Here is a 25,306-nt window from a genome sequence, read left to right as displayed (position 1 = left end):
TTTACTGTCTGATATCCATCCAAATTCTATTGTCGTCCAAATTCATCATATCGTGATCTTTATCAAAAGGAACGATTGGCAGAAACATCTTATCTAATTTATCTTCGTCAACAAAAAATCCAAATTGATAGGTCACTGTTTCATTAGGTTCTAAAGTTATAAAATCGTTTTTCCCTTTATTTCCAGCATTAAAGTAATCAATATTTAGCGTTTGTGATTGTGGTAAATACATTTTATTTTTATCATCAATATAATTAAATTGTTGATTTTTTTCTTCAAGATACGCCACAGTTCCTGTCATATATAAATCTGTTATTTTTTTATTAGATAGATTTTTTACTGTCCCACTTAAGTAAACAAATTTTGGCTGAACTTCCCTTTCAGCAACAACTTTATTGACTTCATTGATACCATCACCTGATTGATATTCTTTTTGTTTAAATTTTTTCAACTGACCTTTGTCATCTAACATTTCTAGTGATTTTACATGATTCAGAGATTCTTGATTAAAACCTTGTTTATCAGAGACTGCATTGATATTATCTAAAACTTCCACACTATTTAAATCAAAAGAAATATGTTTATCCTGTACTTTATAATTTATTGATTCATCGGCTTGATATAAATTATCACTATTTTTAGGTAGTCCTTTTATTTTCTCTTCTTTTGAGTCAAAATAATCAGCAAAACGTTTTTCAAAATCTTTTTCATCAAAGATATAGTCACTTTTCTCTTTCTCTACTTCTTTTAAACTCACTTTTTCTAAGATTTTAAGGAGCGCTTCATCGGACATATTTTTTGCCACACTTGCTTCAACTAAAATATGTTCTTTCTCAAAAACCATATAAACTGTTCGATTAAAGCTATCTAACTCGTCCTCTACTTTTTTAACAATCATACTTTTATGGCCTGAAATACTTTTTTCTTCGTATGATTCAGTAGAGAGTTCTTGAAAACTAACATCCTTACGAATACGCCATAGGTTAAATATCACACCTTCCTTTGATTGTTGATTTTTAAAATTTAAATGATTCCCTTCTAGTTCCATCTCTTTTGGAACATCACCTAATGCTAATTGATAATACTTTTTAGCTGATTTTTTCTCGTCTTCATTTTTTAAACTAATCGTTAGTTCATGATTATTTTTATTTACATACCACTCATAAAAAGTTTTTGCTCCGTATGCAGTTGTTGGCACGATAATCATAAATACTGCAGCAGCTGCTAATTTATTGGTTGACCACTCTGTTAAATGACCTTGTTTATTAATTTTTTTTTGTAATTTTTTTCTTTTCTTTTGATAAGTTAATGAAAACGTATGAACACCTTCATAATTATCAAAATCTTCTAAAGATAATTTTTCTGCAAATTCCTCTATTACTAATTGCTCAAATTCTTTCATTTATGTTACCTCCATAACTTCTTTTATTTTATTGGTCGCTCTCTGAACTCTCTTTCTTACTGTTTCTTCTTTCTCATTTAAAATCAAACTAGCTTCTTTAGGCGTTAACCCATAGTAAACAACATAAATAAATGATTTGACTGATTTTTTTGATAATAGTTTGACAACTTCTGCATATTTATCTTTCGTTACTAATTCTTCTAACTTTTCTTCCACATTTGACTCTGAAAAATCCTTTGTGCTTCGTTCTTTTATATCTTTCAGATAATTAATTTGAGATTTATTTTTTCGGTACAAATCAATCGCTTTATTTTTTGAAACTCTTAAAATATATTTTTTTAAATCTAATGAATCAAATTCAATAAGTTTATCTAAATTTTTAAACAGTTCCTCAAAAACATCTTGTGTTGTATCTTCAGCTTGCTCTTCATTATTTAAAATAGAATATGCCACATGATAAATTTTTTGCTCATATTCTTGATAAATTCGTTCAAAGAATTGCCGCTTTTTCCTCATAGGCCACACCCTTTCATCGCCTTATACTCTTTATAACGTTTCAACTTTATCATTTGGGACACTTTATCAAAAAAAGAGACCAATCTTTTTTTGATTAGTCTCTCTTGATATTTAATTTATTTTGTCATCAATCTACTTTTGCTGCAAGTATTTCGATTTCAATTTTTATCTCAGGTAATCCAAGTGCTGATATATAAGCAATCGTCATGGAAGGATTCACTGGAAACATCTCACTCCAGACAATATAAAAATGATCCCAATCGATTTCATCTACTGACCAAATATTAACTTTAATAATATTTTGTTCCGTTAGACCTTCTGATTCAAGTGCCTTTTTAATATTCTTAAAGGTATTCTCTACTTGTTTTGTATGGCTCTCAGGAATCCTGTTTTCTTGATCAATACCAATCTGCCCTGAAAAAGTATACAAGGTACTATTTTTAGGGATAACAGTGACATGGCTATACTCTCCTACTGGAGCTGCTAAAGTTGTTGGATTTTTTCTGATAATTTGATTCATCTTTTTCCCTCTATTCTTTCATAGTCTAACTTCTAGGTTACCACTCATAAGTTAGACTATTTTAGAAGAAAATAGCAGTTTGATAACCAATGCCTAAAGGCAAATAGTTTAATGCTCTTTTTTTCATTGATTACTTCCCTCCTTCGCTTTGAATTATCAGCTTAACAAATAATCAAAAATAAGTCTAATCAATCGACTAGACTTATCTTTTGATATTAATTTAACTCTAGCATCTCGCCATTTTTCTTAAAGTTTTGATCAAAGACTTGAATGTCTTTTGATTGAATACTAACTTTATCTCCTTTAATCTCAACATCTTTTTTAGGAACCATTAAATAGTAAACTTCTTTTCCATTTTCAGTTGTCTTAATTAATTCGGATTGTGTCAGTTTCAAACGATTTTCTCCCAGTTTTAATTCTTGAGAAATTGTTTCAATCGTTCCTTCTTTTTCTTGGAATTTATAATTTACAGAATTAGTGTGTAATTCAAATCCATCAATTTTTTCAGGTAGATTAACTTTTATTTTCGTATATTCAGCATCTTTAACTTTTTTATCGACACCATCAATTTGTTGTTTTAATTGCTCATTTTGTTCTTCGAATTGGGTTTTGATTCCTTTAGTCAATTCTTCATTACCTTTATTTTCTTCAACACCATACTTTTCATACAGGTGCTGAACAGGATTTTGATTCGTTTCTTGAACTTCTTTCATTTGATTTAAAACTTGAATATTCCCGTAAGCAAGTGAACCAACTGAATAATATTCCATGTCTTCCATTCCCATTTGTAGCATCTCATCACTTACTCGGTAATCTTTCAAAATATTTTTAATTGTTTCATCATTCAAGGTTTTATCGTCTGTGTTTTTTCCAGTCACAGTTGCAAGTCCTCTAGCTTCCGAGTAAGTTGGTTGTCCCTCAATACGATCAAATACTTCTTTTTTAGCATTATCAGGATTAGAGTCAGTGAATTTTTTGTAATAAAAATTACCTTTCTTGATCAAACTAATTTTCTCTTCCTCTGATTTTGCTTTCAAGGCTTCTCGGTAAAAGTAAGCTTGCTGTGCTCGATTAATTCGATCCTCAATAGGTATTGGGTATGACAAAGCACGTTTAGCTTCTGTTCCTGCACTCTCTAATGAAGCTACTTTTTCACCTTTCTCAATAACTGGTTGTAAATACATATGGATGCCTTCATGAAGAACAGTTCTTACAATCTCGTTACTCTGTTCTTCTTTCTCTTGACTCTGAATCAGTCCCATTTGATTATCTATATTATAAAAGTAAGTTTTTTTGCCATTAAATTCAGTTTCACCAAAAGCACCTGTCATAATTTGTTTATCTATAATAGTATCTGTTGAATACTCGACAGCTTCATCTTTCTTTCCAAATTTCTCATCCTGACTATTAACTAAATAAGCCGTTTTAGCAATGTTACTAACAATCAAGATTTGTTTGTCTTTCATATTAAATGAAGGATGAATTTTTTCTCCATTATCCACCATTATTTTTTTAGCTTTTTTAGCAACCTCAGGCATTAAAGCCACGATTTCTTTTTTAGATAACGTTGGCATTTGCTGACCTGTTTCTTTATTATCCGTTGCGACTTGTTCTGTTTGGCTCGTCTTTGTTTCTTCCTTTTTATTTTTTGCCTGACACGCCGCCATATTTCCTAAGATGACTGCTGAAAGGGTCATTACGATTAATTTTTTCTTCATTTTTATTTTTCCTCTTTTCTAATTTCTTCTAAGTAAATCAATTGGTAACAAGTTAGCTGCTTTAGTTGCTGGAATGAAACTTGCTAGAACACTGACAACTACACCAAAAATAATCGCTGCACTACATGTAATAATACTTGGTTCAAATACTGGATAGTTCATCATTTTAATAACTAATGGATTAATTAAAAATTTCAGAACAACTGAAAGAGCAACACCTGACACAGAGGCCAGTGTTCCAATAAATAAAGCTTCTGATAAGAATAATTTTTTAATATCCTTTTTGGTTGCACCAACTGAGATAAACAAGCCAATTTCTCGCCGTCTCTCTAAGACACTAATAAATAGAATAATCCCAATCATAATCGCTGAAATAATTAAAATTAAGATGGCAGCGATTAACACGATTGTATTTAAATTTTTAAAGACGTTGGTTAATTCTTTCAAAACATCTGAGGGTCTAGTTACTTTATAATCCTTTTTAAACGCATCATAAACTGATTCTACGGCTTCCTTATTTTTTACGTAAACACTCATATTATCAGTTGGAATATCTGCTTCTTTGCCTAAAAAGCGCGAACGTTTCACGATATCTTTATGGGTATCATAAGGTATATAAGCGAAATCTTCCCCTACTAAAGCTTTTTCAGTAATACCGGTCACTTTAAACTCTTGATTATCCCATCTTGATGGGTACTGATTGACCTCGTCTTTAGCTAAAAATTTTAAGTTGACTGTTTGCCCTATTAAAGAATTTGGCGATTTATCTTTAGCTAATTTTTTCGCCATGCTCATCGGTAAAATAATTTCTTTCTTCCCATCTTCTGGAAGTTTACCTTCTGTTACGCTCGGTTTCGCAAACTTATCTTGATATTCTTTAGGTACTACCGATTTCACATTAAACTCGGAATCTTTACCCAACTCAGTAGATTTTGCATCTTTAGCCGTCATCGTGTACTCATCTTGTGCTAAAATAACATTTTTATTCTGCTTTAATTTAAAAATATCATCTGATGTTATTTCTTCATTTTTACCAATAACAATCTTTTTCTCATCAACAATTTTAGTATTAATGTAATTAACGTAAGATTTCAAACCGTTATTTAGTCCAAAAGCAATAGATAAAGAAGCAATTCCAATAATTAAACCGATACTAACTAATAAATATCGCCAACGATTTTCCCGCATTTTTTGAGCGGTTAATTTGAAAATCATTTTCTTTTCGAAGGATCGTTTATGTGAGAGTGATTTAAGCGTTGTCTCATCTATCACTGTGGGTAGATTTTCAGTATGCTCTATTTTAATTACATCCCATCAACAAGTGTCACAATTTCTGTTGCCATGTGAGCATATTCTTCATCGTGAGTCACAACAATGACGAGTTTTCCAGATTGAGATATCTGTTTCAATAAATTCATAATCTCCACAGAAGTTTCACTATCAAGTGCGCCTGTGGGTTCGTCAGCAATCAAAATATCTGGTTGTTTCACTAACGCTCTAGCGATTGAAACACGTTGTTTTTGACCACCAGATAACTCTGAAGGTTTGTGATCAGCATGTTTGGTTAGCCCCACCTTGTACAAAATATCATTAACTAATTCATCTTTCTTTTCCTTCGTGATACTCGCTTCCATAGCTAAGCCGATTTTGACATTTTCAAAGACACTTAAATGATCCAATAATTGGAAATCCTGAAAAACAAAGCCAATCTTATCTTTTCGGTAATCCGCCATCTCTATTCCTGAAAATTTTGAAATGTCTTTCCCATTTAATAAAACTTCACCAGAACTTGGCTGATCAAATCCTGCTAAAATATTAAGTAATGTTGATTTTCCTGATCCTGATTTTCCTAAAATACAAATAAATTCACCCGCATTGAAAGTTAAATTAATTCCTTTCAATGCTTTTAAAGGTTGAGCGTGTTTAGGATTATAAATTTTGGTAATATTTTTTATTTCAAGCATGTCTCTCGTCCTCTCAATTTGTTGATAGTTCTATCATACGAAATACATCTCTGTATCATGTATGTTCCATCTGTTTTTTTTCTGTTTTTTTGATAGTTCAAAATTATTATCTTATTTTTTTGTTACAATAAAGATAATAAACCATGAGAGGTGAATCGTTATGACACATATTTTATTAATAGAAGATGAAGAGATGTTAAGTGAGATTGTTTCAGAATTTTTAATGGATGCTAACTTTAAAGTAACTACTGCGATTAATGGCGAGGAAGGTTTAGTTGTATTTAATGAGCAAAATTTTGACTTAATTTTACTAGATATTATGCTTCCTAAAATTAGCGGGTTAGATGTTTTGAAAAATATTCGTACAACAAGCAGTGTCCCCATTATCATGATGACTGCCCTAGATGATGAGTACACACAATTAGCTAGTTTCAATCAACACATTGATGACTACATCACTAAACCTTTTTCCCCTTCTATTTTAGTTAAACGAATCGAAGCTGTGTTACGACGTTCTAGACCTGATAATCAAATAAATTCTGACAAATTATTAGGCGACTTAGATATCTCTTATGAAGATTATCAAGTCACGTATAATGATCAATTAGTTGAGTTAACAAAAAAAGAGTTTGAAATTTTAGCTTGTTTAACTAAGCGTCCGAATACAGTTATTCCTCGTGGACAAATAATTTATAATGTTTGGGGATATGAAGATAACTTGGATAACCGATTACTAGATAATCATTTTAAAAACATTCGCAAAAAACTGCCTGAAGTTACTATTCAGACAGTCACTGGTATTGGTTATAAATTAGAGGTTTCAAAATGAAAATATGGATGAAAAATTTCTTCTATACCACCGGCATCATCAGTCTTGTTTCTCTTGTCACTCTATTAACCCTCTATCTGTGGATGCCTAGTTATTATGAGAACAAACTAAAAAAAGAAGCAACCAGTAAAACAGAAGAATTAATTAGTTCTTTTGAAAAGAAATCCTTCGATGAGATTAAACACATCATTGATTCTTCTTTAGATTTTAATTATGCTTATAAATTGCTGGACAAAAATGGAAACTTGCTCTCGGAATCTTTCCCTAATACAAGTACTTTTTTCATATTTGATGATCAAAAAAACACTGAAGAATTAACTAAGGAACCCTCATCAAAAGAGCTAATAACAACTTTTCCAGGACTAATTATTCAAAGAAAATCATTTAAGGATAAAGAAGGCACAGAGTACACCTTAGTCACTGAGATTTACTCACAACCCATCTCAGACGCTAAACGTGTTCTTCTAGATTTGGCTCCGTACATAATAGGTATCTCTCTTCTTTTAGGAATGATCGCTGCTCTTATTTATTCAAAGTTATCTACCAAGAGAATCCGTTTAGTCTCAGAGAACACGCGAAAAATGGTTGATTTTGAACAAGATGTCACCTGTCATATTAGTGGAAAAGATGAAATATCTGACTTAGCAAATGATATTACTCATTTAAATGACACACTAAAAGAAGCCATTCATTCTTTAGAAAAAGAAGTGGATAAAAGAAAAGAAGCTGAGAAAAATAAAGCTTATTTTGTTCAGAGTGCTGCTCATGAATTAAAAACACCTGTTGCGATTATGTCTGGGTTAGTTGAAGGTATGAGCTTAAATATCGGAAAGTATCAAGATCATGAAACCTACTTAAAAAAATGCCAAGAATTACTGAATCAGCAAACCAAACTTATTTCAGAAATCACCTCAGTTTATAAACTGACCGAGAGTGTTAATAAAAAAAAATCATTGGAAAAAGTTAATCTGAAAGATTTAATTTCACCACTTATCGAAGCAAATAAATTACTACCCAACCAAGGTAAAAAAGACTTTCTACTCAACATTTCTGAGGATTCAGTTTTAGTAAATCCAGAAGATTTAACCCGAATTTTATCTAATATTATTAATAATGCTTATCGATACTCCTTCGATCAAAGTCAAATTAAGATTACCTATCAACAAAAAATGATAACCATTGAGAATAACTGTATACCACTAGAAGAAGATATTTTAATGAAAATATTTGACCCCTTCTACCGACCTGATTTTGCAAGAAATAGAAACGATGGTGGTTCTGGACTTGGGTTGTTTTTTGTTAAACAACTTGCTGATTTTTATCAGTATGAGATTAGTTTTACTCCGAACAGAGAAAATACAGGAATGGTTTTTAAAATTAATTTATAACTAAAAAAGATTCTAAAGATAGATGTTCATCTTATCTTTAGAATCTTTTTTACTATTTCTCAATCACTTCTTTAAGTAATCGCGTATACTCTTCTTGTCCTCTAAGCGTTAAATGAATGCCATCTTCTTCTAACAGTCCTTCATTAGGATGCTGGGCTACATAAGTATCCCAATCAAACAATTCAATATTCTTATTATTTTTATCGTACTCTTTTAAGATATTATTACTTGGTACTTTCCAAGGCATCTCGACAGCCGTTGTTACAAAAATAATTCGTTTATTTTCAAGTTCATTAACAATTTGGTCAAATTCATTTTTTCGTACTAATCCATTATTTCCAACACCAATAACAACCATTTCATACTGAGTCAAATCTGTTTCTTCTAGATCGGTTAAGATTTCATAAGGTTGTTTTCCAACACGCGCTTTAACTTCTAACTGTTTGCCATTAAAGGTTTCTTTAATTTTTTCTTCCGCTCCAAGCATGACAGAATCACCTAAAAAAAGAATACTATTTACTTCTTTTTTAGGTTCTGGTTTAGTTGTTGTCTCGGTTGCTTTTTTTTGCTCAGGTTCTTTAGTAATATTCTTGGAAATTTCACTACTAGACGAACTTGTTGCTACTTCTATTTTTGTTTCTTTCTGATGGTTTAAAATCATCGTCCCCGCTGTCACCGTGATTCCCACTAAGAATAAACACTCCACAGCGATTACTAATTGTAATGTGTTTTTCTTTTCTCTCTTACCTACAATATACTGAGAAAGATAATAAGAGAAATTACTTAAAGCTAAAATAATTAAAAGTTGTACGGTTATATGAAACGTTGGTAAACTTCCATCCCATTTGACATATTTTTGATACAAAGCTAAGACTGGATAATACCATAAAAAGATATCATAGCTTCTTAATCCAATAAACTGAAAAAATTTATTAGAAAATAATTGATCAATCTTATCATTAGATACCACTGACCAAATAGTAAAGGCTCCTAGTAAACTAAATGCAAACATGCCAACTAAATACGTAGACGGCTTATAATCCGAAATAACGAATAGAGCAATCAGCATTAAGCCAATCGTCACTAAACTATGGTTAAAATTACGTTTTAGATTATGATTAAAATATAAAATACTCACAATTGAGCCCATACTAAAGGAGAAAAATCTCGCTGTAAATAGGTAATAAACTGTTGAATTTCCTTTAAACAAAAAGACTGTCATCATTATCAACCAAGATAATAACGTCATGATAACCAAAAATTCTCTTAATCGGTTCACACCATTCTTCTTGTTAACAAATTTTCCAACAATCAACGGCATAATAAGGTAAAACTGTAATTCTACAGATAAAGACCATAAATGTTTCAACAAATTTAAGTCTTTAAACTGTTCAAAATAGGACACTTGATTGTTTAGTTGCCATAAATTATTAACTCCTAAAAGAGAACTAATCGCCTCCATCCAGTACCCTTGATCCTTCTCAACAATAAGTGCTATTAATCCAACAACCACTAGCATGATTACCATAGAAGGATAAATTCGTTTAATTCTTTTTAAATAAAATTTTTTATAATTAATATGTTCCGACTTTTTCTTTTCTTCTATTAGAGGTGCTGTGATTAAAAATCCTGAAATTGAGAAGAATAATGGTACTCCTAAAAACCCACCTTTAAAAACATTGGGTAATAAATGATAGAGAACCACTCCAATAATTGCAATCGTTCGCAATCCGTCCAAACCGTGATAATATTTTTTCAAATGCATTTCCTTTCTAAATAAACCCTAACTAATCCTCTACGATACATAATCCACATTTTTAGGTAAAAAGTCAACCACAAAAAAGGGTTGTATTTTTGAAAATAGTTCTCCCTTAACCCCTTAATTTTAACTTGTTTATCAGCTAAACCAAAGTATTATGCTCTTTTTTTAAATAATTTAACCGTTCATTTTTATTCGATAAAAAAAACCTGTCACGTAAACCTAATTAAGGTACTACGTAACAGATTGATTGATTATTTATTTTTTTGAACAGCACCTAATACTAATTTAGTTACTTCCATTAAAAGAGTTGCTACAATGGCTAAACCAATTGACATCGCAATATCATTTAATGAGAATGAAGCTGGTAATGAGAAGACTTGTCTTATTCCAGGAATCAATGTTACTCCGTAAAGCACAGAACACACTGCTACAGAAACTAAGACCGTTTTGTTAGAGAAAAATCCTGCTTTAATGGCTGTTTCACTATTAGATCTTGCTGGGAATGTTTGCAGGGTACGGCTCCAAATTAATGTTGAGAAGGCCATTGCCACACCTAACTCAGCTGATTCTCTCATACCTAACCACTGTGCAAAAATCACAGCTACAGCAATAATAATTCCACGATACGTTACCGATGTTAATGTTTTTCCAGTGAAAATACCTGCATTTGGATTTCTTGGTGAGCGTTTCATAATCGTTGGTTCAGCTTTTTCCATCCCTAGAGCAATCGCTGGTAATGAATCATTGACTAAGTTAATAAATAGTAATTGTAAGGCTGTAAATGGGTTTGCCCAATCCATAACTAGAGCAAACAGAATCGCAATGATTGCTCCTAAGTTACCTGCAAATAGATAAGCAATCGCTTTTTTAATATTATCAAAGACATTGCGCCCCACTTTTACAGCACTAATAATTGAAGCAAAGTTATCGTCTGTTAAAATCATGGCAGCCGCATCTTTAGCTACGTCTGTTCCTGTACCCATGGCAATTCCGATGTCGGCTTGTTTTAAGGCTGGTGCGTCATTCACACCGTCTCCTGTCATTGCTGACACATGACCTTTTGCTTGCCAAGCTTTGACAATTCGGATTTTATTTTCTGGCGACACACGAGCATAAACTGAAATTCTTTCTAAACGCTCCATTAATTCATCTTCTGTTAACGCATCTAATTCTGTGCCTGTTAATGCTAAATCATCTGTTTCGAAGATACCAATCTCACGAGCAATTGCTACAGCTGTTGTCTTGTGATCTCCTGTAATCATCACTGTTTTAATTCCAGCGCTTTTAGCGTCCGTTACAGCTTGAGTTACCGTGTCTCTCGGTGGATCAATCATTGCCATTAGACCAACGAAAATTAAATCATCTTCATCTTCTAAAGCTAATTCACGATTTTCTAAAGGTTTGTATGCAAACGCCAAGACGCGTAAGGCACGATTTGAGAAGGCTTCATTCTGTTCTTGAATCTTAGCTAGAATATCTTCTGTTAATGGGACAACTTCATTATCTAATAAAATTTTCGAGCTACGACCTAAAAGAACATCTGGTCCACCTTTTGTTAATAGTAAATGTTCACCATCAATTAAATGTAGTGTCGACATTAATTTTCGATCAGAATCAAATGGTAGTTCTTGTAAACGAGGATGATTTTGTCTTACCTCACGATATGAATGATTTAACGTATCGCTATAATCCAGAAAGGCAATTTCTGTTGGATCACCTAATTTTTGATTATCTTCATTAATCGTTGCATCATTAGCCAGTAAGCTGATTTCCATTAATTTCTTAAACGAATGGCTCCATTTACTTACATCAGATAATTCCTCTTTAGACTGCTCGATTGGTAAGTAAAAATCAACAATTGTCATTTTATTTTGTGTCAGTGTTCCTGTTTTATCCGTACATACCACACTTGTCGAACCCAAAGTTTCTACTGCGGGAAGTTTACGAATGATGGCATTTTGACTTGCCATTTGTTTGGTTCCGATAGATAAAACAATCGTCACAATTGATTGTAATGCTTCTGGAATGGCGGCTACAGCCACAGCCACAGCAAACATAAAGGCATTTAATAAATCAGCCGTCATGTCACCAGAACCACCATTTATCATAATTCTAGCGACTTGAACACCTAAAATAACTAATGATAAAACTAAGATAGCTAAACTAAGTTTTTTACTAAAACTATCTAAACCACGCTGTAATGGTGTTTTTTGATCAACTGTACTTTCAAGTAACGTTGCTACCTCTCCAATTTCAGTGTCATTTCCTATAGCTGTAACAAGAAACAGACCTCGACCATATGTTACGATTGTGCCACTAAAGACCATGTTACTACGATCTCCAATTGGAACAACTTCTGAAATAACGTCTAGCGTTTTTTCAGCTGGAACAGATTCACCAGTTAGCATACCCTCATCCACTTTTAAAGAACCCGCATCAAGTAAGCGACCGTCAGCAGGAACATAATCACCTGCTTCTAAAATAACCACGTCGCCTACAACCACTTCTTTTGCAGGGATGCTCATTTCTTTTCCTTCACGAATGACTTTCGCATCAGGCGCTGATAGACTCTTTAAAGCATCAAGTGAACCTTCTGCTTTTTTTGTTTGAATCACGCTGACTACTGAGTTCATTAAAAGAACCGCAAAAATAACAAGTGACTCAATGTAAGAGCCCATCGCCATTTGAATGATAGCGACAATTAATAAAACAATCACCATTGCATCTTTAAATGTTTCTAAAAATAAAGCAAAGCTTGTCTTTTTAGGTGCTTCTTTTAATTGATTGTAGCCGTTTTTTTCTAAGCGAGTTTTTGCCTCACTTCCTGTTAATCCTTCTTTTGAGGAATTAACTTCTTTTATGACATCTTCAATACCGACTTGATATATTTTCTTTTCCAATCAAGATCCCTACCCTTTCTTTTCTTATCAGGAGTACCCATGAAAAACAAAAAAGAGACTTAAGACAAGTAAATACTTGTCTTAAGTCTCACCATTTCATCTAATACCAGAAAACATTTCTGTTAACTTACTGTTGACATTAGCGCAGCTACCTAATTCGTTTAGCTACTGGTTACTCCCCTAAGAGGTTAAATTATTGTAAAGTTATAATATCAAATATTCACAAAATCCGCAACCTCTTTGTTTGAAAATTTCTGAAAATATATTCTACTAAGACGATTGTTTTAATAAATCTTTTTCCATTTGAAATCTTTCCATCGTCACTTCAAATCCATAATCTTTCAGTAAACCAACTTCATAAGAATCAGCTAATAAATTCAATGCTTTAAATTTTTTAGCTCCAAATTTTTGTTTTAAGGCTACTAAAACTTCTTGTAATCGTTTGGTTTCAAGTAGTGACAATTGATAAATAATTAAAGTGTCATTTTCTTCATCAAAGTCACACACCATTTCCCCAACAGTTCCTTGTTCTTTAGTGTTAATCAAAAAGACTTGATGTCCATGTTGTTTTCTATTTTGCCAAGGAATCGTGATATGATCATCATCTTGAACTGTTTGAATTCTATCGAACATTAAACGATCATCATTTCCTGCCGGTAGTTCTCCTTCAAGAACGGAAACTTTTCTTTTAGCTTCATAGCCATTTTTCTCATAAAGTTTTAAAGCACCCATATTTTCAGTGATTACTTCTAAGGTAATAGTCTCTACATCTGATTTTTTTGCTATTTCTTCTACTTGATTAAGTAGAGAAACACCGATTCCATTTTTTCTAAAATCAGGATGAACAGCTAAACCACCGACCCAAGCTATTTTTTGATTATTGATTATTTTGTCTCCGTAAAGCGTGATCCCTGCTGGCTTATTATCTTCGTAGATAATAAAAGAAGAGTCTTCACAAAGCTGTAAATGCTTTAAACGATTATCTAATTGTTCCTCCGTCATATTCATTGATGTTTGATAGCCAGAAAAACTTTCATTCCAAACCTGTGTTCTTTCTTCAGCCGAGACTTGTTTGTATGATTTAATCATTGATAACCCCTTCTTTCATTTCTATTTTTTTCTTACAAAGTCGAATTCTAACATGTGTCACTTCTTAAGTTCAAATTAGAAAACTGAATCACTTTTTTTCTTATTAAACTCTCATTCTAAAAATTTGAAATGTTATTTTTTATGAACACAACTTAAATAAATTGATTTTTATTTACCTGTAATTGATTGACTGTTATGATTGATATATAAACATAAAAAATAAAGGAGCTGTTATCAATGAAGAAGTTTCTTAAGTTTTTTGTCGCCTTTTCCATCTTTCTAATTTCTTTTTGGAAATTAAAATCAGAACTTTCGTCAATTAACTTTAAGGATGTCTATAATATCATCCAAAACAGATCAATCACTTCAATTGTCGTCTTAATTTCAGTCAGTTTGCTTGGGATTTGGATTTTAAGTCTTTATGACTTAGTTCTAGTGAGGTCACAAAAATTAAAGGTACCCATTTTAAAAACAATTAAAATGAGTTGGATTATTAATTCTTTAAATACATTAATTGGATTTGGAGGGATCATCGGTTCTACGATTCGCTATAATTATTTTCAATCTTATACCTCTACCGAAAACCAAAAGAGTCATTTAAAGAAAAGTATCTCACTTTTACTCTTATCAATGATTACAGGAATTGGTGTTCTGTCGATTCTCGTTGTGGGAAATGTTTTTTCAGCTTCTTATTTACTTGAACAAAAACCAATTTTAAAAATAGGGCTGTTTATCTTAGCTGCGTTACTTCCTATTTTTCTACTTGTCACTATCGTCAAACCACCTGTTGATACCGATCGATTTCTTAGTTTAAAGTATACGTGTGTCTCAGTAATGGACTATTTATTTGTAGGAATTGTCATGCATTTAGCCTTAAAATTTGTCGGTGTTAACGTCTCCTTTTGGGCAATGGAAAGTGTCTTTATTATTGCTACCATTGCTGGTTTAATCAGTATGGTTCCAGGTGGATTAGGTGCTTTTGATGTCATCTTTTTACTTGGCATGACTCATCAATTTGATATTAAAGAAGGACCTGTGTTACTTGCACTTGTTTTTTACCGTTTAGCTTATTATATTTTACCTTTCTTTTTAGGCTTGATTTTATCTATCAGTGAGATGCAACTAATTATCAAAGATAAATTTAGCACTGATAATAACATGGTTATCTTTACAAAAGAATTCGGTACAATTTTTGTGGATATTACAAAGAAAAGAGTTCAAACCCTTAGTCGCTGGCTAATAGTCGTTCTGTTCTCTATCGGTACGCTCTTCTTCTTACAAGATTCTGTGTTTGGTCTTTTCTATATTGCTGTTGAAGAACCTAATAATTACTTACTATTTGGCTGTGTTCTCTATACACTGGCTACTATTTATATGATTCCAAACTATTTAGGCATTCTATATGGTTCAAGAGAAGCCTTTAGAAATCTCATTATTCTTTTAAGCACTATTCTAGTTTGCCAATTATTCTTATTCAATACCTTACTTATTATTGAAGGGATTATCTGTTCAGTCATTTTTGGACTTGTTTTATTCCTTTCTCGTAAAAGTTTTACGAGTTATGTCACGGTTCGTTTCCGCCGTGAAAAAGTGATTTGGTTGATTACTTTATTGCTCATGGCTTTTATTATGCAGACAACCTATTATACTGCTGATTATTATGGTTTAAATATTCTTAAAGAAGTCTATCTCTATCCCTTAGCTATTTCTCTGCTTTGGTTTGGCTATGTTCTTTTCAATCGTTACCGTTTACGTCATAAGTACACCTTTGAACTACAAACACATCAAGAAAACATGAGTGGTGAACGAGTAGATTTTGAAGAAATTTTAGAAACCTATTCAGGTAGTAACTTAGCTAATCTAGGCTTTTTACCTTCTAATAAAGTTCTAGTCAATAAAGAATTAGAAACAGGGCTTATCTATCAAGAAAAATCATATTACGTTTTAGTTTTAGGTGATCCTGTGGGTAATAGTGAAAACTTCTTTCCATTTATCAAAGACGTTCATGATTATGCCACAAGTATTGGTAAAGAAATTGTTTTCTATCAAACAACGACTGATAACATTCATATCTATACTGAACTTAACTACACCCTCTTTAACTTAGGTGAAGAAGGCGAAATGGATGTCACTGTTTTTAAAACGTCTGGTAACAAAGGAAAAGTCTTTAGACAACTACTAAACAAGCAAGAGCAAGAAGAATTATCCTTCCAAATTGAAGCTTCATCTGATGAATTAATCGCTGAGTTAAAGCCTGTTTCTGATGAATGGTTGGGAGACCGTAAAGAGATGAGTTTTTCTCTTGGGGACTTTAATTCTGAATACTTACTGAAACAAGATGTAGCCACAATCCGTGATAAAGAAGGTCAGGTCATCGCTTTTGCTTCTATGATGCCTGCGTATGTAGAAGGAAAAATTTCTGTGGATTTAATCCGCTGGAAAGAACACGACACTATTCAAATGATGGACTTACTTTATTTAAATCTCATCCTTTGGGCAAAAGACAATGACTATACAGTCTTTAATTTAGGCATGGCTCCTTTATCTAGTACTTTTGAAAAATCAAATAGCTTGTTAAGTACCGTTACAACAAGTATTTATCATAATTCATCTAGCCTTTATTCATTTAAAGGACTTAGAAACTATAAAAATAAATTCAAACCAAATTGGCAACCGAGATACTTAGTTTATCCAAGACGACTACTTGTCTCGCAAGCTTTAGCACAAAGTTACCGTACCATTCATCCGAAAAAAAAGGCTGATGAAAAAGACGTTTAACTCCAAGTAACTTCACAAATAAGAGAAGAAGATGACTTATATCAAGTTCATCTCCTTCTCTTATTTTTTATGATTATCATTCTTAGTTCATTTTTTCAACTGGCACATAAATAGCCACATGATGTTCATTTCGACTATCTTCCATCGGATTGTTTAAATACACTTCAAATGGAAAATTATTTCTTGGAACAAACCCACTTTTAGGTAGCCAATAGCCGTAAACATAATCCCAAGCTTCTCTATACTGATTTTGCTTAATTTTAAAAGTAAAGATAGCAAATAATCCTGAATCAATTGTTAAAATCCCAAAATCAGATACGCCGTTCTCTGTGATATCTTCTTTCACTATCATCCCAATACTTGTTCGTTGATTTTCTTCCAAACCTATCTCTGGATTACTATGGTAAATAGCTAATGGCTTTGATTGTTTAGTATCTAACATCTGATGAGTCATTGCGTAATTAAATATGTCTCCCAATATTTTTTCATAACCATCCAATTCATGGTAGGCACCTATTTTTCTTTGATAAAGAACCTTTAATCTATCTATCTTTTTAATTTCACACTCAACGTTTATATTGCTTTTTTGGGGTACTATTCTTCTTTTCTTTTTTTGAACTTCAAGATACTCAGTAGACTGTCCATCACGAAACTCTTTTGGTGACATCCCGTAATACGTTTTAAAGCTTCTTGAAAAGACAGCCGAATCACTGAAACCTAGTTCAAAAGAAATCGCTGTAATCGATAAATCCTGACGATGTTTCAGTAATCCTTGTGCCCATTCCATCTTTGTTCGCGTAATAAATTGGTATAAAGATTCATGCGTCATTGCTTTAAAAATACGATGAAAATGATACTTTGAAAAACCAGATTCCTTAACCAATTCTTCCGCCGTAAAATGTTCTGTTGGATGTGATTCTATATAATCTTGTAAATGATAAATACGGTGCCAATAGTCTGATTCATAAGTATTTTTCATCTCTAATAATCTCCTTTTTACTACTTTACTAAGATTATACCTTATCAGAACACATCTTGATGTCTTTAACAGATATTTAAGCTACAGACAACTAACTATTTCTTGCAGTAGTTCTTTTCGATCTCTTGGTTTTAAAATAATCGTCGATGCAATGGCTATCACAATTTTTTCTTTGAGATGAACATAAATTAAACTACCTCCTGAACCAATTGCCATGACTTCATCACTTTCACCTAGCCACCACATATAGCCATAGTGATTGGCATTCACTTGTCTGGATTCTTCCAACCACTTAGAACTAACCACTTGTTGATGATTCCAAACACCGTCATTTAAGTATAGCTGTCCAATTTTAGTCATTTCATCAATGCTCAAAGTTAATCCCCAACCACCAGCAGATATGCCACTTGGATCCATGACCCATCCTTGAACTTTCTTACCAAATAAATGCTCCTCATCATAGGTCATTGAATAAAAAGGAATCGGTTTAATTTTAAGAGGCGTAAATAAGTATAGATTAGCAAATTCTCTTGCACTCATTTTAGTAACTTTGGTTAAGACAGCTGATAGAATGTGAGAACCAATTGTAGAGTACTTAAACCCGCCCTTTAAATCTCCTCTTCCCATCATCTCTAAACCATATTTAATCCAATCTTCCTGACGACACATTCTTGAAAAAGATTCCTGCATACTTGGAAAAGGAAACGGCGTGGTCATTGTCAATAAGTCCCTAATCGTAATCTTGTCTCGAAGGAGGTTATCATCCCTAAAGTCATACTCAGGGAAAAAACTCATCACAGGTTCATCCACACCCTTAATCAACTTTTGGTCAATCGCTATTCCGATTAGTAAAGACAAAATACTCTTAGTCACTGAGGCAATATTGTATTTTTCACCTTCCTCAACTTGATTAAAGCTTTTCATGAAAACTTCTTGATTGTTTTTTGTCACCTTTAATCCTTGAATATTAGAATACTGACTTCTAATCATTTGCTCTAACGTCTCAATTTGTTCTTTCGTAAAACAAGGTTTCTTCATTTATAAATACCCTCCAGTCAGTGATTTCGGATTATTCTTTATTTCTTCAACCGTTCCTTCTGCAATTAGCTCTCCACCAAGTTCTCCAGCACCGCTTCCCATCTCAATCAACCAATGACTAGCCTTAATCACATCGATTTGATGTTCAATGACAATGACAGAATGCCCTAAAGTTAGTAATTCATTAATTAAGTACAGCAATTTCGAGATGTCATACGTACTTAACCCTGTCGAAGGTTCATCTAACACGTAGAGTGTCTCACCTTGCCTACTTTTTCCAATTTCTTTCACTAACTTAAGCCGTTGCGCTTCTCCACCACTTAAAGAAGAAGTTGGTTGTCCTAATTTTAAATAGCCCATCCCTATTTTTTCTAATGTGACTAGCGGTTTAAGATTTAGCCCGCTTCCTTCTAAAAAATGACAAGCTTCACTCACACTCAAATTTAAACAATCATGGATATCATTACCAAGATAGGTTACTTCTAGGGTTTCTTTGTTAAATCGTTTCCCTAAACATGTTGGACATATTTTTTCAAAACTGACATCCATACCTAAAGAAATTGTTTCTACTCCCGTTCCTTTACAAGTCGGACAAGCGCCTTTTGAGTTAAAAGAAAAATGACCTGCTTTCAATTCTTTTGTCTTAGACATTTCCTGACTAGCATATAATTCTCTTATTTTATCCCAGATACCTAAATAAGAAGCTGGTGTTGAATTAGATTTTCGACCAATCGGTGCTTGATTAACTTCAACAACATTTTTTATTTTTGAAGGATTTTTATCTTTTAACTGCGTTTTTAATCTCGGTACTAATGTGTCTGATATTAACGAACTCTTGCCACTTCCAGAAACCCCAATCACACTCACTAATCGATTTAAAGGTATATCCACTGAAACGTTCTTTAGATTATGGCTTACTGCCTTATTAATTCTGATGATTTCGATAGCTTCTGATTTAATTGGAGAGATAATTTGAGTTAAATCACAGTTTGCTGATGTGTAAGGTAATTGTTGGTATTCTTTTGCAGTTCCCTTAAACACAACATTTCCACCTTCACTCCCAGCTTTTGGACCAATTTCAATTAATTCATCTGCTTCTTTTATTACGACATGATCATGAGAAACAACAAGCACTGTATTTCCTTGTTCACTTAAATTTTTTAGCGATGAGATAATCATTTCTTTCTCCGATTCGTGAAGTCCGCTTGTTGGTTCGTCAAATACATAAATTAACCCATTTAAGTTCGATTCTAGATGTCCATAAAGAAAAATACGTTGTAATTCTCCACCACTTAAGGTTCTCATTTCTCGATATAAGCTTAAATGACCTAATTTAATTTGAAGCAATTTTCTAATTTTGGTATTCATTTCATGAATTAAGCTCTTCCCTAACTCAGAAACATCCTTGACTTTTTCTAAAAATTGATAGAGTTGATTAAGTGACATTTCAGCAAGCTCACCTAAATGTTTTCCATCGATAAAAGTTTCCATAGCTTCCCGGCTTATTCTAAAACCATCACAACCAGTACACTTTTCTTCATAATATAAGTTAGATATTTCTTCCTTCTTTTGTTGCCTATTTTGTAAAATTCGTTCTATACAATAACTTGTTTTTCCACTTACAGGATCAAAAACGCCATATGTAAAATCACTTTTGTCATCTTCATTTAAATCCAAAAATGATTGGTCAAATAACTCACCGTATTTTCGGTCCATTAGGTTCAGATAACCTTTTGTTGCCCCAATTCTTTCAAAAACTTGTCTAACTGTCGTTTGACTATCTGTTATGACTGATTCTAAATTGATAGCATACTTCTTTCCTGAACCACCACAAGAAAAACACATACCAGATGGGGAAAGATAGGAATAATCACCTGCAGATAATCTACTTGGTTCTCTCTCTTTTGTTTTGGACTCATTGGCATATAACAAATTAAGAGCGTTTAATAGGCCTGTTTTTGTTCCCACAGTTGATCTTGGATTGCTTTGTTTAATCATATTTTGTTTCACTGCAATTGTTGGGCTTAGACCAGAAATTTCTTCAAACTGACCTTCTCCCAAATCAACGCCAATACCTAAAGATTGGAGATATCTCTTGCGTCCTTCTTCAAAAATCAAATGAAAGGCTAAACTCGATTTTCCTGACCCACTAATCCCTGTGATGACTGTGAATTGATTTTTAGTGATACCAAGATTAATATTTTTTAAATTGTTCAAATAGGCATTTTTTATGTTTATCTTTTCCATACCAGATCCTCCTGTCTCTTCTGATACAACCTATCTTACGCTAGAAGAGATGAAAAAACTTTGCAATTGTTGCTGTGTTAAAAAACACGTTAAAATTACTAATCCATCAGTAATTTTAACGTGTTTCTAATAGTTTATTCTTCTTTCTCATTATCTCTATTATCATAAAGAATTCTCTTTATTTCTCGAATACTCTTTGCTTTTGGAAAATCACTAATTAATACACAGTGAGGGTGATCTATCTTTAGTTCAACATTAGTTAAAATTAATTGAAACTCAGAGACATCATAATTACTTATGTTTCTTTCTTGAATACAAACCACATGCTCAAAATAAATTGGATCCATATTGAGTTGACCTTGAAGCATTCTAAGTAAAAATTGACTATGCTCAACTGAATAATTACTAACAATTAAAATTGGTTGATTAAACTGAGTTTGTAACATAGCTGGTAAACTCACTACGATTAGATAGATTAAATGACCTTCATATAAACTGAAATCAAGTCCCGTAGAATTTCCTAAATCATGAATAGACGTTACTAATAATTTATAAACCATACTATTACTTTTTTTAATTTGATTTGAAAATAAAGAAAAACGGTCACTAAAAAAATGATAGGGAATTTTTAAATATTTAATATTAATGCATAAATCTACTAAAAAATCGATAAGCATCTCTTTTTCAAATTCATGATGTTTAATATGGAATGTACTATATATTTTATCTAAAAAACGTGATACCTCTTTAATAAATAAGGTATCTGTACTATCGAACATCGAATGGCGATGAATGTAGATATTAGATTCAATATTCATTAAAATGTTTGAGGATAGTTGGGGATAATTCGATTCAAAATAACTTTGTTCTTCTGTTGAAAATAAGCTATTTTTACCACTAAAATTATTAGAATAATCGATTTTATGATTTTTACTTTCTCGTATTAGGGATAGATAGTAAAAAAGAGAATAATACTCCGTTTGTAAATCGGAAATTTCTTCCCCATTTTGAGAGTACATATTTTTTAATCTCAAACATAATATGTCACTAAGATCTTCTGGAATAATAAATTTTGTATTATATCCATATATTTCGTACAAAAAAGTTGTAAAAAAACGTCTAAACAAGTATTCATTATTAGCAGTTATATTATATTTACCACTATTTTTTTTTATTGTTAATCCGTATTCTTCAAAATAAGTCGTCAGAGTAGGCAAGTAACGATACAATGTGGAACGACTAATATGTAATTCATCACTATAGTAATTTAAATCCTTATCAGGTGTTTCCAATAAGATCAAGATAAATTTAATCGATATTGAATTAAGTAAAATCTCTGATTGAATTTCTAAAAAAACGTTGGATGTCATTTTTGAAGCTTGAATACCATAGGGAAATGATGATTCAATTTCAATCATTGAACTTAAATTTCCTTGAATATATTTCAAATCGTCATGAATTGTTTTTTCAGAAACGGATAACTGCTTAGAAATTTCTCTGATTGTTATCCAATTATCCGTATGTAATAAAACTGTAAGTATTTTAATTAATCTTTGGGAAGAAACGTCAAGTATTGGAAACATAAACGACACCTTCTTTATCATTAGTTTTTTTATCACTACTATAAAAAAATTATACCAAGTTATTTTTATTTGTAATTATTTTTTGACTCACTACTAAACAAACACGGTTGAAAACGGTTTATTTAAAACTTGTTTTTTCATAATTCTGTCTTTTTATTTTCATTTTTCTACACACAAAAAACATACTATAAGCAAATGTTTCTTTGTTCATTATTTGCTTATAGATATGTAGTTTTAATCATTTTTTAATGTAAGCCAAACCCGTCGATTCTTATTTTTCACATCTGCTAAATTATTCTCCGTCTTTAGCCACATCATTCGTTTATCTTTTATTTTTTTTACTCCAAATTGTCCAAGAACACTTCTAGGATTTTCCCTAACTGCTAGAGTATATAAACCACCCGGTAGATCTTTAATCACTACTCGGCCGTTAATTTGACTAGTAGGAACTAAGAACTCGTCATTTCTTTTAAGAATTTGATTACTACCTTTTCGGTAAATAATAAATTCTTGTCCTTCGATTGCTGTCTTTTCTTCATTTCGGACATAAAAAGTAAAGGAATACCTGTTTTGACTGATTAAGTAACTTCTAATCACTCGGTAAAATAAATACAAGATGAATAAAATTCCTAGTATAATGCCACCTAAGATTAGCCATTGTTGCCAGTCTTGTTTTTTCTGACTATTCTTTATTTCATTTTTCATTTCTTTTGTAACTTCTGTTCGCTTACCAGTTACGATCAATCGGTGACTATTTATCATGTAAGGGGTACATGTTAACAGTGAAATTATATCTTCCTTTGGATCTAACTTAATAAAATCTGTTTCTTCTGGTTTAACTGTTTGAACTTTAAATACTTCATAAGCTAAAAGTTTACCTGAGGATTCTACTAAGAAGACATCTCCTTTTTGAAGCTTATCTAAATTTCTAAAAAGGAGACGCTCTGCCAAACCGCGGTGAGCAGAAATAACCGAATGTGTTCCCACACCGCCTGTTGGCATGGAACTACCTTGCAGTATACCTGCTCCATTTTCTAACACTTGATTGGTTAATGTATCGTATAGGGGAATACTAATATTGATTTTTGGAATACTGATTGAACCAATTAGATGTTTTTCTAAATCTAAACTGCCTTTATCTACTTGACTCGCATCAAAGGGGTCGTGATTAATAACTAATCCATTCACTTTTATTTTATCGTTAACTTGTTTCATCTCAGTTTCTTTTTCAGCATACTCTTTTTCAGTTTTCTGATGAAGTGCTTTTAAGCGTTGTTGATCAATTAAGTAATTAATCCCATTACTATAAAAAGGATACGTAAAAATTAAGCCACCTATTAGAAAGATACTTATTAAAATTATTTTTTGAATCATCGTTTTTTTCATTTATTCATTTTCGCTTCCTTCGTTACAATCTTCCAACCTTTTTCTGTTCCTCGTAAAAGCTTGGTTTCAAAATAAGGTTGTTTATAATTTTTTACAAAACACTTAATAACTACAGGTTGTTTTTCCGTGTTTTGTTGAATTAACCAATAAGTATTTCCTCTTAGTTTGCCTAATCTCAATGTTCCTTTTGTATTGGTTTTAACTGATTGTTCTTTGCCATTTTTTAGGACTGGATGTTTTTTCGTATGATCCATTAAAAGAAATGTTAAACCACTTTGATTCACTTCTTCATACGTTAATTTTATACTCAATCGATATCCTTTTTTAGCTGCTTGATAACTTTGATACTGTCTAATCGAAACAAAGACAATCAATGCTAAAAGTAAAAGAATCAATATCACGTAAAAAACTAACCATGATTGATTTTTAATAACCACTTCTTTTTCATCATTCTTAACTTGTTTTAAATCCACAGGCACACGATGTCCACGAACCAATAAACGGTGCGTATTAATCATATAAGGAGTACACGTAACTAAAGTCAGCAAATCTTTTCCTTTTTCAACTTTTAAATCATCCAGTTGATTAGGTAAAACAGTTTTGATCTGATCGACTTCATAACCAATTGTTTCACCTAATACATGGAGATAAATAATATCACCTTTCACTAACACTTTTAAATCGGTAAATAATTTTTTGTTCGGCAAGCCTGTGTGACCGGTCAAAACAGAATGCGTACTTTTCCCACCACTTGGATAGCTAGCTCCAGGTAATAGCGTGATCCCTTCTTGTAAAAACGACGCATTAGTAACATCAAAAATCGGCAGTTGACTATTTATTTTAGGAATACTAATCGAACCAATCAAATGTTCCTTTACTTCTTTCTTACTCAAATGACTACTTTCTTCTACCTCATCAAATAAATCTTGATCTATTTTCATGCCAAGTTGGGGATTAGCTTTTAATTCTTTTTCTCTGAGTTCTTTTTTCTTTTGTTGCTTTTTTTCATCTTTAAGCGCTTCTTCTTGAAAGGCTTCAATCCGTTGTTTATCTATTTGGGTATTAATTACATTTGCCACAAAAGGATACAAAAAGATCAACGCACCTGTGACAAATGTAAAAGTAATGAGTAATTTTAGTAAAATAACTTGCTGTGTTGATTTCATCTTGTCTCCCCTTCTTACTTAGTAAAAATAAGAGGATGACA

The 25,306-nt window shown here is 32.1% G+C and carries 18 protein-coding genes; 3 read left to right on the top strand and 15 right to left on the bottom strand.

What is annotated here, in order from left to right:
• Position 1 precedes the first annotated feature (1 nt).
• The 6 genes from G7082_RS08700 to G7082_RS08675 all read right to left on the bottom strand — a co-directional run bounded on the left by G7082_RS08700 (position 2) and on the right by G7082_RS08675 (position 6,120).
• Entirely contained in the window at positions 2–1,402 is a 1,401-nt protein-coding gene (locus G7082_RS08700; protein ID WP_166034711.1) for a hypothetical protein, read from the bottom strand.
• On the bottom strand, positions 1,403–1,918 hold the full coding sequence (locus tag G7082_RS08695) for an RNA polymerase sigma factor (RefSeq protein WP_166034710.1): 516 nt from the start codon (positions 1,916–1,918) through the stop codon (positions 1,403–1,405).
• A gap of 127 nt (positions 1,919–2,045) precedes the next feature.
• Positions 2,046–2,438, bottom strand: coding sequence for a RidA family protein (locus G7082_RS08690; protein ID WP_166034709.1), 393 nt, complete (start codon positions 2,436–2,438; stop codon positions 2,046–2,048).
• Between the two features lie 215 nt (positions 2,439–2,653).
• A complete protein-coding gene (locus tag G7082_RS08685; protein ID WP_166034708.1) occupies positions 2,654–4,156 on the bottom strand; it encodes a hypothetical protein in 1,503 nt (500 codons plus the stop codon).
• A gap of 18 nt (positions 4,157–4,174) precedes the next feature.
• Positions 4,175–5,371 carry an ABC transporter permease gene (locus G7082_RS08680; RefSeq protein ID WP_166034707.1) on the bottom strand — a complete coding sequence of 399 codons (1,197 nt, stop codon included), beginning with the start codon at positions 5,369–5,371 and terminating at the stop codon, positions 4,175–4,177.
• 89 nt (positions 5,372–5,460) lie between these two features.
• Positions 5,461–6,120 carry an ABC transporter ATP-binding protein gene (locus G7082_RS08675; RefSeq protein WP_166034706.1) on the bottom strand — a complete coding sequence of 220 codons (660 nt, stop codon included), beginning with the start codon at positions 6,118–6,120 and terminating at the stop codon, positions 5,461–5,463.
• 160 nt (positions 6,121–6,280) lie between these two features.
• Here G7082_RS08675 and G7082_RS08670 point away from each other — a divergent pair, with 160 nt between their 5' ends.
• Together G7082_RS08670 and G7082_RS08665 are read left to right on the top strand one after the other, a co-directional pair.
• Positions 6,281–6,949, top strand: a complete 669-nt coding sequence (locus tag G7082_RS08670) for a response regulator transcription factor (protein ID WP_166034705.1) — start codon at positions 6,281–6,283, stop codon at positions 6,947–6,949.
• Complete coding sequence (locus G7082_RS08665) at positions 6,946–8,337, top strand: sensor histidine kinase (protein ID WP_166034704.1); 1,392 nt, start codon at positions 6,946–6,948, stop codon at positions 8,335–8,337. Before G7082_RS08670 ends, G7082_RS08665 begins: the two co-directional genes overlap by 4 nt.
• Before the next feature lie 52 nt (positions 8,338–8,389).
• On the opposite strand, the gene G7082_RS08660 is transcribed toward G7082_RS08665, so the two are convergent.
• From G7082_RS08660 to G7082_RS08650, 3 genes are all read right to left on the bottom strand, one after another.
• Positions 8,390–10,096, bottom strand: a complete 1,707-nt coding sequence (locus G7082_RS08660) for an acyltransferase family protein (RefSeq protein ID WP_166034703.1) — start codon at positions 10,094–10,096, stop codon at positions 8,390–8,392.
• Positions 10,097–10,350: 254 nt separating this feature from the next.
• Positions 10,351–12,999, bottom strand: coding sequence for a cation-translocating P-type ATPase (locus G7082_RS08655; protein WP_166034702.1), 2,649 nt, complete (start codon positions 12,997–12,999; stop codon positions 10,351–10,353).
• Positions 13,000–13,269: 270 nt separating this feature from the next.
• Positions 13,270–14,088, bottom strand: coding sequence for a GNAT family N-acetyltransferase (locus tag G7082_RS08650; RefSeq protein ID WP_166034701.1), 819 nt, complete (start codon positions 14,086–14,088; stop codon positions 13,270–13,272).
• Positions 14,089–14,325: 237 nt separating this feature from the next.
• On the opposite strand from G7082_RS08650, the gene G7082_RS08645 reads away from it, so the two are divergent.
• Positions 14,326–16,866 carry a phosphatidylglycerol lysyltransferase domain-containing protein gene (locus G7082_RS08645; RefSeq protein WP_166034700.1) on the top strand — a complete coding sequence of 847 codons (2,541 nt, stop codon included), beginning with the start codon at positions 14,326–14,328 and terminating at the stop codon, positions 16,864–16,866.
• 82 nt (positions 16,867–16,948) lie between these two features.
• Here G7082_RS08645 and G7082_RS08640 read toward each other — a convergent pair whose 3' ends face one another.
• From G7082_RS08640 to G7082_RS08615, 6 genes are all read right to left on the bottom strand, one after another.
• Positions 16,949–17,845 (bottom strand): AraC family transcriptional regulator, encoded by an 897-nt coding sequence (locus G7082_RS08640; RefSeq protein WP_166034699.1) that lies wholly within the window; start codon positions 17,843–17,845, stop codon positions 16,949–16,951.
• An 81-nt stretch (positions 17,846–17,926) separates the two neighbouring features.
• Positions 17,927–18,883 (bottom strand): serine hydrolase domain-containing protein, encoded by a 957-nt coding sequence (locus G7082_RS08635; protein ID WP_166034698.1) that lies wholly within the window; start codon positions 18,881–18,883, stop codon positions 17,927–17,929.
• Entirely contained in the window at positions 18,884–21,130 is a 2,247-nt protein-coding gene (locus G7082_RS08630) for an excinuclease ABC subunit UvrA (RefSeq protein ID WP_166034697.1), read from the bottom strand.
• A 134-nt stretch (positions 21,131–21,264) separates the two neighbouring features.
• The gene (locus G7082_RS08625) at positions 21,265–22,713 is read right to left on the bottom strand and encodes an HTH domain-containing protein (RefSeq protein ID WP_166034696.1); all 1,449 of its coding nucleotides are present in this window, start codon (positions 22,711–22,713) and stop codon (positions 21,265–21,267) included.
• A gap of 234 nt (positions 22,714–22,947) precedes the next feature.
• Complete coding sequence (locus G7082_RS08620) at positions 22,948–24,099, bottom strand: class C sortase (RefSeq protein WP_166034695.1); 1,152 nt, start codon at positions 24,097–24,099, stop codon at positions 22,948–22,950.
• Positions 24,096–25,265, bottom strand: coding sequence for a class C sortase (locus G7082_RS08615; protein WP_166034694.1), 1,170 nt, complete (start codon positions 25,263–25,265; stop codon positions 24,096–24,098). The genes G7082_RS08620 and G7082_RS08615 overlap by 4 nt, the downstream gene beginning before the upstream one ends.
• Positions 25,266–25,306 lie beyond the last annotated feature (41 nt).

This window comes from Vagococcus hydrophili (genome assembly GCF_011304195.1).
GTDB classification, from domain to species: domain Bacteria; phylum Bacillota; class Bacilli; order Lactobacillales; family Vagococcaceae; genus Vagococcus; species Vagococcus hydrophili.
This window is presented reverse-complemented; position numbering and strand designations above follow the sequence as displayed.

What these genes read in the sequence shown, in the direction of transcription:
- G7082_RS08700 (WP_166034711.1), bottom strand. Translation starts at nt 1,402, where the DNA reads ATGAAAGAATTTGAGCAATTAGTAATAGAGGAATTTGCAGAAAAATTA.
- G7082_RS08695 (WP_166034710.1), bottom strand. Translation starts at nt 1,918, where the DNA reads ATGAGGAAAAAGCGGCAATTCTTTGAACGAATTTATCAAGAATATGAG.
- G7082_RS08690 (WP_166034709.1), bottom strand. Translation starts at nt 2,438, where the DNA reads ATGAATCAAATTATCAGAAAAAATCCAACAACTTTAGCAGCTCCAGTA.
- G7082_RS08685 (WP_166034708.1), bottom strand. Translation starts at nt 4,156, where the DNA reads ATGAAGAAAAAATTAATCGTAATGACCCTTTCAGCAGTCATCTTAGGA.
- G7082_RS08680 (WP_166034707.1), bottom strand. Translation starts at nt 5,371, where the DNA reads ATGATTTTCAAATTAACCGCTCAAAAAATGCGGGAAAATCGTTGGCGA.
- G7082_RS08675 (WP_166034706.1), bottom strand. Translation starts at nt 6,120, where the DNA reads ATGCTTGAAATAAAAAATATTACCAAAATTTATAATCCTAAACACGCT.
- G7082_RS08670 (WP_166034705.1), top strand. Translation starts at nt 6,281, where the DNA reads ATGACACATATTTTATTAATAGAAGATGAAGAGATGTTAAGTGAGATT.
- G7082_RS08665 (WP_166034704.1), top strand. Translation starts at nt 6,946, where the DNA reads ATGAAAATATGGATGAAAAATTTCTTCTATACCACCGGCATCATCAGT.
- G7082_RS08650 (WP_166034701.1), bottom strand. Translation starts at nt 14,088, where the DNA reads ATGATTAAATCATACAAACAAGTCTCGGCTGAAGAAAGAACACAGGTT.
- G7082_RS08645 (WP_166034700.1), top strand. Translation starts at nt 14,326, where the DNA reads ATGAAGAAGTTTCTTAAGTTTTTTGTCGCCTTTTCCATCTTTCTAATT.
- G7082_RS08640 (WP_166034699.1), bottom strand. Translation starts at nt 17,845, where the DNA reads ATGAAAAATACTTATGAATCAGACTATTGGCACCGTATTTATCATTTA.
- G7082_RS08635 (WP_166034698.1), bottom strand. Translation starts at nt 18,883, where the DNA reads ATGAAGAAACCTTGTTTTACGAAAGAACAAATTGAGACGTTAGAGCAA.
- G7082_RS08630 (WP_166034697.1), bottom strand. Translation starts at nt 21,130, where the DNA reads ATGGAAAAGATAAACATAAAAAATGCCTATTTGAACAATTTAAAAAAT.
- G7082_RS08625 (WP_166034696.1), bottom strand. Translation starts at nt 22,713, where the DNA reads ATGTTTCCAATACTTGACGTTTCTTCCCAAAGATTAATTAAAATACTT.
- G7082_RS08620 (WP_166034695.1), bottom strand. Translation starts at nt 24,099, where the DNA reads ATGAAAAAAACGATGATTCAAAAAATAATTTTAATAAGTATCTTTCTA.
- G7082_RS08615 (WP_166034694.1), bottom strand. Translation starts at nt 25,265, where the DNA reads ATGAAATCAACACAGCAAGTTATTTTACTAAAATTACTCATTACTTTT.